The sequence below is a fragment of the Nocardiopsis sp. B62 genome (assembly GCF_018070675.1).
Taxonomy (GTDB): domain Bacteria; phylum Actinomycetota; class Actinomycetes; order Streptosporangiales; family Streptosporangiaceae; genus Nocardiopsis; species Nocardiopsis prasina.
This window is the reverse complement of the sequence record NZ_JAGPXK010000003.1, coordinates 142490-160324: the sequence shown is the minus strand read 5'-3', so window position 1 is coordinate 160324 and position 17835 is coordinate 142490. Positions and strand designations below refer to the sequence as shown.

The window sequence follows — 17835 nt, the reverse complement described above, 5'->3', positions numbered from 1 at the left end:
TCCTACCAACCGCGCTCGCGCCACTCCGCGAGGTGCGAGCGCTCGGCGCCCAGCGTGGTGTCCCCGCCATGCCCGGGGTAGACCCAGGTGTCGTCACCCAGCGCGCCGAAGATCCGCTCCGACACGTCACCGAACAGCGTCTGGAAGTCCGCGTCGGACCAGGTCTTGCCGACCCCGCCCGGGAAGAGGCTGTCGCCGGTGAACAGGTGGGTGTGGCCTTCGGGGTCGTCGTAACGCAGGGCGATGGACCCGGGCGTGTGGCCGCGCAGGTGGATGACGGTGAGTGCGCTGTCCCCGACCGGTACGGTGCCGCCGTGTGCGACGGGCTCGTCCACGGACACCGGCAGTTCGTCGGCGTCGTCGGGGTGGGCGACCGTGCGGGCACCGGTCTGGCCGACGACCTCGGCCAGGGCCTGCCAGTGGTCCTGGTGGCGGTGGGTGGTGACCACGCGGGTCAGCCCGTCCTCACCGATCAGCTCCAGGATTCGGTCGGGTTCGGCCGCCGCGTCGATGAGGACCGCCTCGCCCGTGCTCCGGCAGCGGAGGAGGTAGGCGTTGTTGTCCATCGGGCCCACGGCCAGCTTGGTGATCGTCAGATGCGGTAGTTGGCGCAGGTCGGCGGGGCCGCCGACCTTGGTATCTCCGGAGTAGCTCACACGACCATTGTGGCCTGTCGTGGAGAGCGTACGAACCCGGGTGGGACACCCGGTGATCCGGGTGTCCCACCTCCGAGCCCGCGCGGGCTCGGCGACGGTGTCACCTGGCCCAGCGTGGCGGGCGCTTCTCGAAGAAGGACGCCCGGCCCTCCGCCGCGTCCTCCCCGGCGAAGAACTCGGCGGACAGCTCGCCCATGCGCGTGAACACCTCGGTGCGACGGTCCGGGGCGGCCTGGGCCCCGCCGCCGAGCTCTCCCAGGAGTTCCTTGGTGCGCGAGAGCGCGCGCGGGGCGGAGCCACGCAGTCCCTGGAGAACGGCGTCCACAGCCTGCTCCATGTCGCGGTCGGAGACGGCCTGCGTGATGAGCCCCGCCCTCGCCGCGTCGGAGGCGTCGAAGAGTTCACCGGTGAGGAAGTAGCGGCTGAGCTGGCGCGAGTGCATCCGAGCCGAGACCGGGACGGAGATGATCGCCGGGACCACACCGATCCGCACCTCGGTGAAGGCGAAGGTGGCGCTCTTGGGGGCGAGCGCGATGTCGGCGGCGGCGACCAGGCCGATCCCGCCCGCGCGCGCGGCGCCGTTGAGGACCGCGATCACCGGTTTGGGCGCGCCCATGATCTGCTCGAAGATCTCCGGGAGCTCCGGTGCGGGCTCGACCGGGGTTCCCTGGAGGGCGGCGCCGACCTCCTTGAGGTCCGCACCCGCGCAGAACACGGGACCGCTGCCGGTGAGGACGACGCCCCGGACCTCGTCGTCGGCCATGGCGGCCGCCAGCGCCGCGGAGAGCTGGGTGCGCAGCCGGGCGGACAACGCGTTGCGGTTGCGTGGGGAGTCGAGGGTGATGGTGGCGATGGCACGGTCGACACTCGACCGCACGAGGGGGGCGTCGTCCGAGGGGTTCGGGGGCGTCGGGTGCTGCGTCATCGCAGGCTGACCTCTCTCCATTGAACGCGCGCGGACCGGCCACGGCGGCCGCGTCTGACTGGCGGCGGTACACACGGCCGTCACGGCCGGGGCACCGACGCCGAGTCTGCCGGGCCCGTGTTACGGGCGACCGCGCCTGTGTTACGTGCACCACACGCTAGCGCTCACGGGCGCCACGGCCCCTACCCACCCCACGGAACCCGCCGAACCAGGCGCGGTCACCGAACCCCCGCATGGGACGGCGCGTGGATCACCAACCCGGGCACGCGCCGCCGGCCTCGGACCGGGGTCGGGGCACCCCGTGTGGCTCACCGCGCACGGACCCAGATGCGGGACGCCACGCGCGTTCCACTCGCGGACCCAGGCACCGGACACCCCTGCGGGGTCGCCGCACACCGACCCAGGCACCGGACACGCCTGCGGGCTCACCACCCCCTGACCCAGGCACCGGACTCTCCGTGCGGCTCACCGCACACCGACCCAGGCACCGGACACGCCTGCGGGCTCACCACCCCCTGACCCAGGCACGGGACTCTCGTGTGGCTCACTCCCGGACCCAGATGCAGCCCGCGCGGGCGTGTGCTCACGGAGCCGCGCGGATCGGCCCGACCCGTACCCACCCGGCTGTGCTGGATGAGATGGCCCCACTGGGCGGGTGGGCGGCCCGGACAGCCCCTCAACGCCGCGGGGCCGGGGCGGACTCCTTGGGTCCGCCCCGGCCCCGCCGGGTGTTTCGGGCGAGTCAGCCGGTCAGCGCCGGGTGGTCGCGGCGGACAGCGCGTCCGCGAAGTGCAGCATCGTGGTGACGGCCTCGGCCCCGTCCGCCGCCTCGCTGACCCTCAGGGTGAGCGGTTCGGCGGTCAGGGCTCCCGTGTAACCGTGGTCGAGTTCGCAGCTCTCGTCCGCACAGGAGGCGGGTTCGAGATCGATGTGCGCGACCGCGCCCCAGTTCACCGAGAGGTTCACGCTGAGCACCAGCTCGCTGGGCAGGCTGCCCGGCGTGTACTGGGCGGGGTTGGGCACGACCCGGGTCAGCGCCACCGACTGGATGTTGCCCAGCTGGATGCTGTCGGTCGTGGTGGAGGCGTGCGAGGTCCCACCGGGTTCGGTGGGCGGGTGCTCGTCGGTGTGGCAGACGACGAGGCGGGTGGCGGTCAGGAGCATGACGGTGATGTGCCGCCGCATCTCCATGGCCGGGTCGAAGGTCGCCTCATGGTGCACGATGAACGCCTCGGCGGCCTCCTCGCCCAGGGTGGTCGCGACGGCGTCGATGACCAGAGCGGGGTAGTAGCCGCTCCGTTCGATCTCCAGGCGCCAATCCGTGGACACGGCACGTGTTTTCCTCATACCTCTATCCTGCCCCCTTCCGGCGACACTTCGCGACCGTCCACCCAAACGCGAGGCCCACTCCCTGATCAGAACGTCACCCCGCGCAGTCGGCGCGGGCCCACGTCGGGGCGCACATCGGGGGCCTCGCGCAGCCACATGCGGGCGCCCAGGACGTGGGCTCCGGTGGCGTTGACCAGAACCGGGTCCAGGTCCACATAGCCGATCTCGGGGAAGGCCTCCACCAGGCGGGACACCCGGATGAGCAGCTCCTCCAGGGCCTCCACGTTGGGCTGCTCCGCCAGTGACGTGGCCCCGGCGGGCAGCCCGAACAGCAGCGGGGCAGCCCGGACCGCGTGGATGAGGTCGGCCGCGTCCATGTCGGTCAGCGGCGCCAACCGGAAGGAGCGGTCGTCGAGCAGTTCGGCGGTGACGTCCGCCAGCCCGAAGGAGACCACCGAGCCGAAGGACTGGTTGTCGCCCGCTCGCACCACCGTGGGGACCCCGGGCGCCGCCATGCGCTGGACCACCAGCTCCGCCTCGCCGCCGAAGCGGTCCTCCAGGGACAGGTAGGCGCTCCGGACGTCCTCCGGGGTGCGCAGATCCGCGCGGACGAACGTGCCGCCCGCGCGCACTCGCAGGTCCGGGGCGTCGGCCTTGACCACTGCGGGGTAGCCGAGCTCACCGGCGGCGACCACGGCCTCCTCGGCGGAGGTGACCTTGATGTCCGGGTAGGCGGCGATGCCGTAGCAGGCCAGGAGGTCGCGGGCGTCCTCCGCGGAGATCGCCGTCTCCTCGTCGTAACGGCGCTCGCCGCCGAACCAGGCGATGTCCTCTTCGGTCGGCGCGGCCTTCTTGAGGGCGCGGCCGATGGTGGCACGGGCCCGGGCGCGGTCGATGTCGGGCAGCTCGGGATGGCGTCCGGGCTTGCGGTTGCGCCACTGCGCGTACCGGGTGGCGTGGGCGACGGCGCGCACGGCGTCCTCGGGCGAGGGGTAGGAGGGCACCGATCCGTGCACGGTCTGCCCCTGGTCGCCGACGTGGCGCAGTTCCTCGGGGATGCCCTGGCGCGCGAGGTAGGTGGTGAGGATGGGCTTGTCGGAGTCAAGCGAGCGGGCGCGCAGCACCCGGGCGACGTCGTCACCGATGGGGTGCAGGGCCGGGACGAAGACCACCACGATCGAGTGCACGTCCTCGGCGGCCTGCGCGGCCCGGATCGCGGTGTCGAAGTCGTCGGCGGTGGCCTGCGGGCCCAGGTTGACCGGGTCGTGCGGCTTGAGCCCCTGGCGGACGGCGGCGTCCTTGACCAGCAGCTCCAGGGAGTCGGAGTTGCCGATGATACCCACGCGCGGCCCCTCGGGCAGCGGCTGGTAGGCGAACACCTGGGCGGCGTCGAACATCTGCGTGATGTCGTCCACGCGCACCACGCCCGCCTGCTGGAACAGGGAGGTGACGGCATAGTCGGGCAGGGCCAGGCCACCGGCGGCGTGCCCGGTGGGGGTGGTCTGCGCGGAACCGCCGCTGCGCACGGCGACGACGGGCTTCTGCTTGGCCAGGCGCCGGGCCAGGCGGGTGAACTTACGCGGGTTGCCCAGGGACTCCAGGTACTGGAGGACCACCTTGGTGGCCGGGTCCTCCTGCCAGTACTGCATGAGGTCGTTGCCGGACACGTCCGCGCGGTTGCCCGCGGAGACGAAGGTGGACAGCCCCATGCCGCGTTCGGCCACTCGCTGGAGGATGGCCCGGCCCAGGGCTCCGGACTGGGAGAAGAAGCCGATGGGGCCCTGCGGCGGCAGGTCCGGGGAGAGGGTGGCGTTGAGCGAGACCGCGGGGTCGCTGTTGGCGATGCCCAGGCAGTTGGGTCCGACCACGCGCATACCGGCGGCGCGGGCGGTACGCACCAGTTCGTCCTGGCGGGCACGCCCCTCGGGACCGACCTCGCCGAACCCGGAACTGACCACGATCAGCCCGTGCACGCCCTTCTCGGCGCACTGCTCCACCACGTCGACGACGGTGTCGGCACGCACGGCCACCACCGCGAGGTCGATCTGGTCCGGGATGTCGAGGACGGAGGGGTAGGCGCGCACGCCCACGACGGCCTTCGCCTCGGGGTGGACGGGGTAGACCGGGCCCTGGAACTCCCCGCCGAGCAGGTTGCGCAGCGCGGTCTGGCCGATGGTGTGCGCGGTGCGGCTGGCGCCGATGACGGCGACGGACTCGGGGAAGAGCAGGCGGGCGATGGAGCGCGACTCGGCGCGCTGTTCCCGGGCCCGCATGACCTCCGTGGAGTCGTCCGTGGGCTGGAGGTCCAGGGTGAGGCGGATGACGCCCTCGTCGAAGGTCTGCTGCGCGGTGTACCCGGCCTCGCGGAAGACGTTGATCATGCGGCGGTTCTCGGGCAGGACGTCGGCGATGAAGCGACGCACCCCCCGTTCGCGGGCGGCGGCCCCGATGTGTTCCAGGAGCACCGAGGCCAGGCCCCGCCCCTGGTGTCCGTCCTCCACGACGAAGGCGACCTCGGCTTCCTCGGGGGCCACCTTGTCGTAGCGCACCACGGAGACCATGGAGTCGGAGATGGTGGCTACCAGGGCCACGCGGTCCTCGTAGTCGACCGTCGTGAAGCGTTTCACGTCCCGGTCGGAGAGCTTGGGGTAGGGCGCGAAGAACCGGTAGTAGATCGTCTCCGGTGAGAGCCGGGAGTGGAACTCGCGCAGCAGGTCGGCGTCGTCAGGGGTGATGGGGCGCAGGTGCGCGGTGCCTCCGTCGGTCAGTACGACGTCGGCTTCCCAGTGGTTCGGGTAGGACTGCACGACAGCGAGACTAGACGACAATCGGCCGAATTCGGAGAAAGTCCATGCGGGGTGACCGAAATCGACCCCCTGGAAGGGCCTGGGCGGATGGCTGTCGACGGCCTCTCCGGCCCGAGCCGGGGTGCCCGTGTTGCCCTTGCGAGGGCCGACCGGCGTCCGAGATAACGCCGAGTGCGGATAGTCTTCCTGGGTGGGTCGAAACCCCCTGTGCGCAGGGGCTCGCGACTTGCGACAGTCCCGCGCGACAGCGTGTCCCGGGTGCTGTCAGTTCGTTACCCGACACTGATCGTTAAGCTGTTAACGTCGTGCGGGCACAGATTCTCAAACCCTCGGTGGTGGCTGGCGAAATGACTCGAGTGGTCGTGATCGGTGATCTGATGACCGATGCCGTCGCGCGCGCGTTCCACCCGTTGGCCCGCGGCAGCGACACCCCTGCGTCGGTGATCATGTACGGCGGCGGTTCCGGGGCGAACATCGCCTCGTGGCTGGCGGTCGAGGGTACCGAAACCACGTTCGTCGGCCGTCGCGGCTCCGACATCACCGGGCGCACCCGCGAGATGGAGCTCATGGGCTACGGCCTGGACTCCCGCATGGTGATGGATCCCGAGCGTCCGACGGGCACCTGCGTCGTGATGATCACCCACCGGGGCGACCGGACGATGCTGAGCGACCCGGGCGCCAACGCCCGCCTCCAGCCCGAGGACCTGCCCCGCGACGTGTTCGGCCCCGACGGCCACCTGCACGTGTCCGGGTACACCCTGATCAACTCCGACTCCCGCCGCGCGGCCCGGGTGGCCCTGCGCATGGCCCGGGAGAGCGGGATGTCCATCTCCGTGGACGGCGGCTCGCACGCGCCGCTGGAGCGCGCGGGGGCGGAGAACTTCCTGGACTGGACGCAGGGCGCGCGGTTGTTGTTCGTCAACGTCAACCAGGCCCGGGTGCTCACCGGCAGGGAGGACGCCGAGGCCGCCGCGAAGGTGCTCACCGCCTGGTTCCCCAACGTCGTGATCAAGCTCGGCGAGGAGGGCGGACTGTGGGCCTCCAAGACCCGTGAGGACTGCGTGACCGCCCCCGCCGAGCCGGTGGACCCCTCCCCCGGTTCGGTCGGCGCCGGTGACGCGTTCATCGCCGGTTTCCTCCCGGCGTGGCTGACCGGCCGGCACCCCAAAGAGGCGCTTGGCCGGGCCAGCAGGCTGGCCGCCCGGGCGCTGCACCAGCCGGGCGCCCGCCCGGACCTGGGCGAGGGTCAGCCCGTGCGCCGAGGAGCACCCCGAGGCCAGCGCCTCCGCTAGCGCCACCAGTTCCCTGATCGGACCCCGTCACCCCGAGGTGGCGGGGTCCTGTCGTGTCCCGCCGCCGCGTCCCCGTCTGCTGGCCAGCGCTCCACTGGGCGCGCCGCAGCTCTCAGGGGAAGCACCACACGGACACCCGCCGGACCGACAGCAGCGGGCTGCGTGACGGGGGCGACGTGTGCGGGCACCAGGGATCATCCACGTGTACATGCCCGGGCGAGCGAGCACGTGCCCGGTCACCAAGGCGGGTGTCCGCGAGTCGGGGACGCCCGCCGGACGGAACGCCGGGGCGAGCATCCACGAACGCGAAACACCCACCCCGGCCCACCCCGATCAACCTCCCGTGGTCGCCAGCGTCAGGGGCAACACCTCGGGGGCACCCGCCTCACGGAGCAGGGCGGCGCCCACGGTCAGGCTCCACCCGGTGTCGGCTTGGTCGTCGACCAGCAGGATCGGGCCCGGGGCGTCTCTCCGTAGTTGGGCCACGCGCTCCCTCAGCGCGGGGTCCGCCACCAGCGCGTCGTACACCTGCCCCAGGCGCATGGCGCTGTTGTGGCGGCGGGCTCCCGGGCCCTCCGGTGTCCGGTAGGACAGCGAGCCCAGCGGTGTGAGCCGACCAAGCTCGGCGATGCGGGCGGCGAGGTCGCCCACCAGGGTCGGCCGCGAGATCGACGGCATCGCGACCACCCCGACCGGACGGTTCTCCCAACCCCAGGCCGCGAGCACGCGAACCACTCCCTGGAGGAGACGCTCGTCCACGGGAGTGTCCGGCGCGTCCTCGGCGAGGACGCGGCGCAGCTCGGTGCCCCAGCCGATGTCGGTGAGGCGACCCAGGGCACGGCCCTCCCCCGCGCGCAGGTTCTCGGGGATCTTGCCGGACAGGCTCACCCCGAGCGTGTTCATTCCGGTGGGCCACTGGCGGCGCGGTGCGAGGGGCGTGCCGGGCCGGTCCAGGTGGTCGGCCGCGGCCTGACGGCGCCCGGAGTCGACGTCGGTGGGCCAGAACTGTCCGGTGCACACGTCGCAGCGGCCGCACGGTTCGGCGCCCGGGTCGTCGAGCTGACGGCGGAGGAACTCCATCCGGCAGGTGTCGGTGGAGACGTAGTCGAGCATGGCGCGCTGTTCGCGGTCGCGGGCCGCGCTGACGGCCGCGTAGCGCTCGGCGTCGTAGGTCCAGGGTTGGCCGGTGGCGGTCCAGCCGCCGCGTACCCGGCGCACCGCCCCGTCCACGTCGAGCACCTTGAGCATCTGCTCCAGGCGGGTGCGGCGCAGGTCCACCCGGGTCTCCAGGTTGGCGGTGGACAGGGGTTTGTCGGACTCCGACAGCACCTGGAGGGTCTGGCGCACGGTGTCCTCCGGCGGGAAGGACAGCCCCGCGAAGTACTCCCAGATCCGGACGTCCTCGCGCCCCGGCAGGAGCACCACCTCGGCGCGCTCCACACCGCGTCCGGCACGGCCGACCTGCTGGTAGTAGGAGATCGGCGACTGCGGGGCGCCCAGGTGCACCACGAAACCCAGGTCGGGTTTGTCGAAGCCCATCCCGAGCGCGCTGGTGGCCACAAGCGCCTTGACCCGGTTGCCGAGGAGGGCGTCCTCGGCCAGTTTGCGCTCGTCGGGGTCGGTCTGCCCGGTGTAGGGCAGCACCTCCAGTCCCTGCTGGGTGAGGAAGCGCGCGGTCTCGGCCGCGGCGCTGACGGTGAGCGTGTAGACGATGCCCGAACCCGGGATCTTGGGCAGGTGCTCGGCGAGCCAGCTGAGCCGCGCGGTGGGGTCGGGGAGTTCGGCCACGCCCAGGCTCAGGCTCTCGCGTTCGAGGCTGCCGCGCAGGACCAGGGTGTCGGCGCGGTCGGCCCCGGCCTGAAGCTGTTCGGCCACGTCACGGGTGACGCGCTCGTTGGCGGTGGCGGTGGTGGCCAGGACCGGAACCCCGTCGGGCAGGTCGTGCAGGAGGGAGCGGATGCGCCGGTAGTCGGGGCGGAAGTCGTGGCCCCAGTCGGAGACGCAGTGCGCCTCGTCGATGACGACCAGGCCTGCCCCCGCAGCGAGTTCGGGCAGGACGCGGTCCCGGAACTCCGGGTTGTTGAGCCGTTCGGGGCTGACCAGGAGCACGTCCACCAGACCCTGGGAGACCTCGGCGTAGGTGGACTCCCATGCGGTGGTGTTGGAGCTGTTGATGGTGCGGGCGCGGATACCGGCGCGCTCGGCGGCGGCGATCTGGTTGCGCATCAGCGCGAGCAGCGGGGAGACGATGACCGTGGGCCCGGCTCCCTCGGCCCGGCGCAGGGCGGTGGCCACGAAGTACACCGCCGACTTGCCCCAACCGGTGCGCTGGACGACCAGTGCCCGGCGCTGTTCGGCGACCAGCGCGTGGATGGCGGTCCACTGGTCCTCACGCAGGCGCGCGGACTCTCCGGCGAGGGCGCGCAGGTGCCCCTCGGCGCGTTCACGCAGGGCACCGCCGGTGGCGGCGGGCGATGCCAAGCCGGTGGCGGTCGGTGCGTCGGTGACGGGGGCGGGGACGTCAGGCGGGGTGGGAGTGGCCATGACTCCTTGGTACCAGAGGCCGCGGGGATGGACGCGGTTGTCCACAGGTGCGACTGTCCCGCGGGCCCGTGGGTGTGGGTTCGCGCGAAGGCTCCGTGTCCGAACTCTCAGCGGGCCCGCGCGCAAGACCCGCGACGCCCCAGGGCTCGTTCTCTCGCGTGGCGGCTCCGGCGCACCGTCGGCGCTCCGCGGTCTCGGCGGCGTTCGGGAGCTCCCCGTTCCTCCTCGAGGCACCGCCCCTCCCGCTCCCTCCGAGCGGATCTGAGCGGGTCGACGGAGGTGAGGCGCCTGCTGCGCCGGAACCTCGTCCGGGGCAGCGCGTACGGACGGGAACCGGGTTCCGGGATCCGCGGAGGCCGCGTTGGTAACAGAATGGAAACTTTCCAGTTATGTGGCATTGCGCTCACCGAGTGTCATCTGAACACTCGACGCCAGGGCTCATGTCTCCCAGCAATGGGAGCGCTCCCGCTTACGTGGGCTCCCCCGAGAGAAGCACGGAAGGCAGACGATGGCGCAACCACGAGGCCGCCCCACCAGCGGTTTCCTCCCCCGATCCCCCCGACACGCGCACCCGCGGACCCGGACCTCCCTTGGTCTGCTGGCCGCCGCCTCCGCCCTCGTGGTCGGCGGCGCGACGCTCGCGGTCACCGGCGCCACACCGGCCACACCGGTCTCCGCCGACAGCGCGGCCGAGGTCCCGGTCGGTTCCGGCAGCTACACCACCACGCTCCCCGCGGGCGCCTCCGGCCCCTCCGACCTCAACGGCGCTCCCGTCGCGCCCAAGGTCACCGACGACCACACCGGTCCGGCCCCCACGAACGAGTGGTGGTCATCGCTGATCTTCCAGCGCTACCCCGACAACCCCCACGGAGAGAACCTCTTCGCGCACCCCCTGAGCTACAAGCCCCACGAGGGCGGGCTCGACATGGGCTACCCCGACTCCCACCAGATGGTCGGCGACGACCTCAAGTACGAGTACACCGCCGTCTCCGACCTCACCCTCGGCGCGGCCGGTCTGGACTCCCCGGACACCCGCACCGCCGACAGCAGCGACTGGACGGTCACCGCGCAGTGGGAGGGCGGCGGGGCCCAGCTCCGGGTCACCATCGGCCAGGGCCTCCCCTTCGCCTACGCCGAGACCGACGGCGCCGGGGCCGAGGTGACCTTCTCGGGCACCCCCGAGATCTGGCACGAGGACGGCTCCACCGTCGGCGCCACCGTCAACGGCAGGCACTACGCCCTGTTCTCGCCCTCCGACTCGCCCTGGAGCGTCTCCGGTGACACCCTCACCGCCGACACCGGGGACGACGGGTACTACTCGGTGGCCGTCCTGCCCTCACCCGAGGACCTGGACGTCTTCGCCCCCTATGCCCACTCCTTCGTCACCGGCTCCGTCGTGGAGTACGACTACGACGAGGCGGCGTCCACCCTCACCAGCACCTACCAGCTGGAGACCGAGGCCAGGGAGGGCGAGGAGACCGGGACCCTCACCGCCCTGTACCCCCACCAGTGGGCCAATGTCACGGGCGACCTCACCGACCTCACCTACGCCTCCCCCCGCGGTGAGATGAAGGTCTCCGAGGGCGCCTCCTTCACCACCGAGCTGACCACGCAGGGCATCATGCCCAGCCTGCCCACCGTCGACGCCGCGGACCACGACCGGCTGGCCTCCCTGATCGACGAGGTCCTCGCGGAGGAGGAGCTCTTCCCCGAGCCCGGCGACACCTACTGGGACGGCAAGGCCATGGGCCGCCTGGCCCAGCTCATCCCCATCGCGGACTCCATCGGCCACACCGAGGCCCGCGACGAACTCCTCGCCCTGGTCCAGGAGCGCCTGGAGGACTGGCTGACCGCCGGGGGCACCCGTCAGTTCCACTACGACGAGGAGTGGGGCACCATGCTCGGCTTCCCCGACAGCTTCGGGGCCGCCACCGAACTCAACGACCACGACTTCCACTACGGCTACTTCGTCTCGGCCGCAGCCGTTGTCGCCCGCTACGATCGCGACTGGGCCGACGAGGACGCCTGGGGAGGCATGATCCGCCTGCTCGTCCAGGACGTGGCGGGAACCGACGGCGAGATGTTCCCCCGCCTGCGGTCCTTCTCCCCCTACGCCGGGCACGGCTGGGCCTCCGGCCACGCCGGGTTCGCGGCGGGCAACAACCAGGAGTCCTCCTCCGAGGGCATGCACTTCGCCGCCGCCACCGCCCACTTCGGCGCGCTGACCGGCGACGAGGAGCTGCGCGACCTCGGTGTCTACCTCCACACCACCCAGGCCTCCACCATCGCCCGCTACTGGCAGAACGCCGGCGGGGACACCTTCCCCGAGGACTACCCCGAGGACGTCGTGGGCATGGTCTGGGGCGACGGCGGCGACTACCGCATCTGGTGGGACGGCGGCCACGAGGAGCACTACGGCATCAACTACCTGCCCATCACCGCTGGCTCCCTCTACCTGGGGCACGACCCGGAGCACGCCGGGGTGATCTACGAGTCACTCGTGGACAAGCTCGGCGGGGAGCCGGAGATCTGGCGGGACATCCACTGGGCGCACCGCGCGCTCTCCGACGGCGAGGACGCCCTGCGGATGTTCGAGGAGCAGTGGCAGACCTACGAACCCGAGGCGGGCGGCTCCAAGCCGCACACCTACCAGTGGGTCTCCACCCTCGCCGAGCTCGGCACCGTGGACGTGTCCGTGACCGCCGACACCGCCCACTACGCCGTGTTCGACAAGGACGGGACCAGCACGTACACCGCCTTCAACCCGGGCACGAGCCCGCTCACCGTCTCCTTCTCCGACGGCACCTCGCTTGAGGTCCCCGCCGGGGAGACCGCCGTGACCACCGGCTGACGGTCCCTCCCGCCGCGCCCCCTCCCGTGACCGGGCGCGCGGCGGGAGGCACACCCTCGACACGCGAATCGGGTTTTCCGTCCCCGGGTCCTCCGGGGACGGAAAACCGTGTCGAAGACGGTGCGAAACCCCCCAGTCGCGCGACTCACACACGCCCAACCACGCGCCCCGGTACGTTTCAGTCCCTGGCACAGGCCAGAATTACGGACATGGCCCGTACTACTTCCCGTCCCCCCGAGGATCTCGCCGAGAAGATCATCGACATCGACGTCTCCGAGGAGATGCGCGGCAGTTTCCTGGAGTACGCGTACTCGGTGATCTACCAACGCGCGCTACCCGACGCGCGTGACGGCATGAAGCCGGTCCAACGGCGCATCCTGTACCAGATGAACGAGATGGGCCTCCGGCCCGACCGCGGCCACGTCAAGTGCGCCCGCGTCGTCGGGGAGGTGATGGGTCGGCTGCACCCCCACGGCGACTCCGCCATCTACGACGCCCTGGTCCGTCTGAGCCAGGCCTTCGCCATGCGCGTCCCACTGGTCGACGGCCACGGCAACTTCGGCTCCCTGGGCGGCGACGACGCCCCGGCCGCCATGCGGTACACCGAGGCCCGTCTGGACAGTGCCGCCGAACTCCTGGTGTCGTCCATCGACGAGGACGTCGTCGACTTCAAGCCCAACTACGACGGTCAGGAGACCGAACCCGAGGTCCTACCGGCGGCTTTCCCCAACCTCCTGGTCAACGGCGCGTCCGGCATCGCCGTCGGCATGGCCACCAACATGGCCCCGCACAACCTGGGTGAGGTGATCGCCGCCGCCCGCCACCTGATCGCCAACCCCGAGGCCACCCTGGAGGAGCTCACCGAGTTCGTCCCCGGCCCCGACCTGCCCACCGGCGGCACCATCGTCGGCCTGGACGGCGTCCGCGACGCCTACCGCAAGGGCCGCGGAACCTTCAAGACCCGCGCCACCGTCGCGATCGAGAAGGTGTCCGCACGCCGCACCGGCCTGGTCGTCACCGAGCTGCCCTACAGCGTCGGCCCCGAGAAGGTCATCAGCCGCATCAAGGAGCTGGTGCAGTCCAAGAAGCTCCAGGGCATCTCCGACCTGAAGGACCTCACCGACCGCAACCAGGGCCTGCGCCTGGTCATCGAGCTCAAGAACGGGTTCAACCCCGAGGCGGTCCTTGAGGAGCTCTACCGGCTCACGCCGATGGAGGAGACCTTCGGCATCAACAACGTGGCCCTGGTCAACGGCCAGCCCCAGACCCTGGGCCTGCGTGAACTGCTCGAGGTCTACGTCAACCACCGCATCGACGTGGTCCGCCGCCGCAGCGAGCACCGCCGCAAGAAGCGCCAGGAGCGCCTGCACCTGGTCGCCGGTCTGCTCGTCGCCCTGCTCGACATCGACCGCGTCATCGCGCTCATCCGCGAGGCCGACGACACCGCCGCCGCGCGCGAGTCCCTGATGGGCGCCTACGACCTGTCCGAGATCCAGGCGCGCTACATCCTCGACACCCCGCTGCGCCGCCTCACCCGCTTCGACCGGCTGGAGCTGGAGACCGAGCGGGACAAGCTCGACCTGGAGATCGAGGAGCTCACCTCCATCCTGGAGTCGGACAAGAAGCTGCGCCGGGTGGTCTCCAAGGAGCTCAACGACGTCTCGAAGAAGTTCGCGACCCCGCGCCGCACTCAGCTGCGCGAGAGCGACGGGGCGGCCCGCGCCGCCGTCATCCCGCTGGAGATGGCCGACCAGCCCTGCCACGTGTTGTTCGGCGTCGACGGTCACGTCGGCCGCACCAAGGGGGCGACCCCGCCGCGCGTGTACACGGGCCTGCGCGCCAAGCACGACGCGATCGAGGTCTCGGTCCCGACCACCTCGCGTTCGGACATCGGTCTGGTCACCGACCTGGGCCGGATGATCCGCGTCCCGGTCGTGGAGCTGCCGGAGCTCCCGGTCGACGGCGAGGGCGAACCCGAGCGTCCGCCGCTGGCCGCCGGACTGGACGTCGGCGAGTTCGTCCAGCTCGAAGAAGGCGAACGGGTCGTGTCGATCGTGTCGATGAACACCTCCGGACCCGGATTCGTCGTGGGCACCGTCGGCGGCGTGGTCAAGCGGGTCGCACCCGACTTCCCGCCGAACAAGGACGACTTCGAGATCATCTCGCTCAAGGACGACGACCGCGTGATCGGCGTCACCCAGCTGTCCACGGGGGACGAGGACCTGGTCTTCATCACCTCCGAGGCGCAGCTGCTGCGTTTCGCGGCCTCCACCGCCCGACCGCAGGGCCGCCAGGCGGGCGGCGTGGCAGGGGTGAGACTCTCCGAGGAGGCCCGTGTGCTGTGGTTCGGCGCGGTGCCCAGCCCCGAGGACTCGCTCGTGGTGACCGTGTCCGGCGGCGGCGACGCCCTGGACGGCACCCAGCCCGGATCGGCCAAGGTCACCCCGTTCGCCGCCTATCCCTCCAAGGGACGGGCCACCGGTGGGGTGCGCTGCCACCGCTACCTGAAGGGCGAGGACACCCTGATGTTCGCGTGGGTGGGACGCGCCCCGGCCCGTGCCTCACGAGCCGACGGGAAGCCGGTCCGCCTGCCGGACCTGACCGAGCGCAGGGACGGCTCCGGCGAGGCCCTGACCAGTGCGGTCGCCACGGTCGGCAGTGCCCAGACCGACTCCGGAATCACCCCTCCGGGATCAGGGGCCTGAGTACGACGTGACCACACGTGCGCGCGGATGTGCTTATCTGTGTGCACGAGAGTCCATGCACCCAAACGACACAGGGAGTCACCAAAAGTGAGCGACAGCACCCACGCCACCCCTCCCCCCGGGGTCTTCGACGACGTGTTCGGCGCCAACGCCGACTACGCCGCCGACTTCTCACTCGACGGCCTCAAGCCGTTGGCAGCGAGAGGCCTGGCCCTCGTGACGTGCATGGACTCCAGGATCGAACCGCTGGACATGCTCGGCCTCGAGCCCGGCGACGCCAAGATCCTGCGCAACGCGGGCGCCCGGGTCACCGACGACACCCTGCGTACCCTGGTTCTCGCCGTGTACCTGCTGGGTGTCGAGCGTGTGCTGATCCTGCCGCACACCAAGTGCAAGATGGCGTCCGTGGAGAACGACGACGTCGTCCACGACCTCATCCTGAACGACTACGGGGTGGACACGCGCAGCCTGGAGTTCAAGACCAACAAGGACCAGTTGGGCGCGCTCCAGCACGACCTCGAGCGCATCCGGCACCACCCGCTGCTGCCCAAGGGCCTGCCGGTGGCCGGCGCGATCTACGACGTGGACAACGGCAGGGTGACCCCGGTCGACCTCTAGTTGGCCGGTGAGCCCACGACCGCCCCCTGCCGGGTACGGCAGGGGGCGGTCGTGTGTCGTTCCCGGGAAGGTGTCGTGAGGGTTCGGCACGGGGATCACTGTGGTGGGTGGTGCGCACCACCCGCCCCCGGGCCCCCGCACCCGCCTCGCCCATCACCCGGGAATGCCGCCCCTCCCAGGACGGTTGTGACCCGGGACGGTGGCACCGTCGAGAGGAGCACCGTGGAAGAGAGCACCTACGACACCTACAACCGAGCCCGCATGTTCATGGAACTGGGCGACCCGATCTACGCCGCCCGGATCCTCGAACCGGTGGTGGAGAACGAGCCCGGCAGCCGCTCCATGTTGGAACTGCTGGGGCGTGCCTACTTCCACTCCGCTCAGCTCAACAAGGCCGAGTCGGCCTTTCGCAGTCTGATCGAGCTGGACCCGGTGGACAACTGGGCGCACATCGCCCTGGCGCGCACGCTGGAGAGGCAGAGCCGCCACGAGGAGGCGGCCACCTACCGGCGCATGCACGCGGTGATGTCCGGCGGTTCCCTGGACTGACGGGAGCGGTGGTACCGCTTCGCATCCGCGCTTCGCCTCGATGCGTGGTCGGATGCCCGCAAGTGCGGGAACCCTCAGCGTCCGAACGGGGGCACCCCCTCGTGGCCCGGGTCCCGGGAAGGACCCGCGCCCTCGACCGAGGTGCGGAGAAGGGATCCGCGGCCGGGGCTCACGTCCGTGGTTCAGCCATGGACGTGAGCCCCGGCTGTTGCGTTTGACCACCAGGGGCGCCCGTTCGGTGCCGGAGAGTCCGAGTTTCGGCGAGCACTGTGCAGGACGAGTCAGGACTCCGGCGAGGAACCACCGTCAGGCAAGACGAGAATGCCGCGCCTGCCTCAACCCGCAACCCTCTGCAAGGGCGTCGAACTGGCCGGAGCGCAGCGGAAGGCCCGAAAGGATGCGGGTAGCCTCCTGACCATGGCTCCCATTCCAGACCGCCCCGACCCGGACCTGCCCTGGGTCGACCGGTGTTCCGACAGCGCCCGTTCCTGGGCGGACGAGGCGGTCCGCAGGGTGATCGCCGACGACACGCGTTCGGCCGACACCCACCTGCACGTGTTCCCGCTGCCCCCGGAGTGGGGCATCGACCTCTACCTGAAGGACGAGTCGGTGCACCCCACCGGCAGCCTCAAGCACCGGCTGGCACGGTCGTTGTTCCTGTACGGGCTGGCCAACGGGTGGATCACCGAGGGCACCACGATCGTGGAGGCCAGTTCGGGGTCCACGGCGGTGTCGGAGGCCTACTTCGCGCAGTTGGTCGGGCTGGACTTCATCACGGTGGTCCCCCGCCGGACCAGTCCGGAGAAGATCGCGCTGATCGAGCGGTACGGCGGTCGCTGCCACTTCGTGGACAACCCGCCGGACATGTACACCGAGGCCGAGCGCCTGGCCGCCGAGACGGGCGGCCACTACATGGACCAGTTCACGTACGCCGAGCGGGCCACCGACTGGCGGGGCAACAACAACATCGCCGAGTCGATCTTCGAGCAGCTCGCCATGGAGCGCCACCCTGACCCGGACTGGATCGTGGTGGGCGCGGGCACGGGCGGGACCTCGGCGACCATCGGCCGCTACCTGCGCTACCGGCGCCTGCACACCCGCCTGGCCGTGGTGGACCCCGAGAACTCGGCGTTCTTCCCGGGCTGGGTGACCGGCGCAACCGACTACGCCACCGGCATGCCCTCCCGGATCGAGGGCATCGGCCGCCCCCGGATGGAGCCGAGCTTCGTACCGTCAGTGATCGACCTGATGATGCCGGTGCCCGACGCCGCGAGCATCGCCGCGATGCGCCACCTCAACGACGTCACCGGCCGGTGCGCGGGCGGATCGACCGGCACCAACCTGTGGGGCGTGTGGCATTTGGTCGCCAGGATGCTCCGTGAGGGCCGCAGGGGCAGTGTGGTCACCCTGATCTGCGACGGCGGCGAACGGTACCAGCACAGCTACTACAACGACGCCTGGGTGTCGGAGCGGGGCCTGGACCCCGGCCCGTACCGGGCGGCGATCGACCGTTTCCTGGGGGACGGGGTCTGGGAACCGCCCAAGGCCCCCTGAACGGG

The 17835-nt window shown here is 71.1% G+C and carries 11 protein-coding genes; 6 read left to right on the top strand and 5 right to left on the bottom strand.

What is annotated here, in order from left to right:
• Window positions 1-2: 2 nt before the first annotated feature.
• The 4 genes from KBX21_RS04790 to KBX21_RS04775 all read right to left on the bottom strand — a co-directional run bounded on the left by KBX21_RS04790 (window position 3) and on the right by KBX21_RS04775 (window position 5717).
• On the bottom strand, window positions 3-656 hold the full coding sequence (locus KBX21_RS04790) for an MBL fold metallo-hydrolase (RefSeq protein ID WP_049578755.1): 654 nt from the start codon (window positions 654-656) through the stop codon (window positions 3-5).
• A gap of 100 nt (window positions 657-756) precedes the next feature.
• Window positions 757-1581, bottom strand: a complete 825-nt coding sequence (locus tag KBX21_RS04785) for an enoyl-CoA hydratase-related protein (protein ID WP_049578753.1) — start codon at window positions 1579-1581, stop codon at window positions 757-759.
• A 750-nt stretch (window positions 1582-2331) separates the two neighbouring features.
• Window positions 2332-2910, bottom strand: a complete 579-nt coding sequence (locus KBX21_RS04780; protein WP_017545291.1) for a DUF5998 family protein — start codon at window positions 2908-2910, stop codon at window positions 2332-2334.
• A gap of 86 nt (window positions 2911-2996) precedes the next feature.
• A complete protein-coding gene (locus KBX21_RS04775; protein WP_049578750.1) occupies window positions 2997-5717 on the bottom strand; it encodes a GNAT family N-acetyltransferase in 2721 nt (906 codons plus the stop codon).
• 356 nt (window positions 5718-6073) lie between these two features.
• On the opposite strand from KBX21_RS04775, the gene KBX21_RS04770 reads away from it, so the two are divergent.
• The gene (locus KBX21_RS04770; RefSeq protein WP_049578748.1) at window positions 6074-7009 is read left to right on the top strand and encodes a carbohydrate kinase family protein; all 936 of its coding nucleotides are present in this window, start codon (window positions 6074-6076) and stop codon (window positions 7007-7009) included.
• Between the two features lie 333 nt (window positions 7010-7342).
• Here KBX21_RS04770 and KBX21_RS04765 read toward each other — a convergent pair whose 3' ends face one another.
• Window positions 7343-9553: an ATP-dependent DNA helicase RecQ gene (locus KBX21_RS04765; protein ID WP_247665231.1), complete on the bottom strand. Its 2211-nt coding sequence runs from the start codon at window positions 9551-9553 to the stop codon at window positions 7343-7345.
• 508 nt (window positions 9554-10061) lie between these two features.
• Here KBX21_RS04765 and KBX21_RS04760 point away from each other — a divergent pair.
• From KBX21_RS04760 to KBX21_RS04740, 5 genes are all read left to right on the top strand, one after another.
• The gene (locus tag KBX21_RS04760; protein ID WP_210841080.1) at window positions 10062-12404 is read left to right on the top strand and encodes a glycosyl hydrolase; all 2343 of its coding nucleotides are present in this window, start codon (window positions 10062-10064) and stop codon (window positions 12402-12404) included.
• A 209-nt stretch (window positions 12405-12613) separates the two neighbouring features.
• A complete protein-coding gene (locus tag KBX21_RS04755) occupies window positions 12614-15109 on the top strand; it encodes a DNA topoisomerase (ATP-hydrolyzing) subunit A (RefSeq protein ID WP_210841079.1) in 2496 nt (831 codons plus the stop codon).
• Window positions 15110-15196: 87 nt separating this feature from the next.
• Window positions 15197-15727 carry a carbonic anhydrase gene (locus tag KBX21_RS04750; protein ID WP_049578738.1) on the top strand — a complete coding sequence of 177 codons (531 nt, stop codon included), beginning with the start codon at window positions 15197-15199 and terminating at the stop codon, window positions 15725-15727.
• A 222-nt stretch (window positions 15728-15949) separates the two neighbouring features.
• The gene (locus tag KBX21_RS04745) at window positions 15950-16276 is read left to right on the top strand and encodes a M48 family metallopeptidase (protein WP_026129397.1); all 327 of its coding nucleotides are present in this window, start codon (window positions 15950-15952) and stop codon (window positions 16274-16276) included.
• Window positions 16277-16693: 417 nt separating this feature from the next.
• Entirely contained in the window at window positions 16694-17830 is a 1137-nt protein-coding gene (locus tag KBX21_RS04740) for a PLP-dependent cysteine synthase family protein (RefSeq protein ID WP_049578881.1), read from the top strand.
• Window positions 17831-17835: the final 5 nt, after the last annotated feature.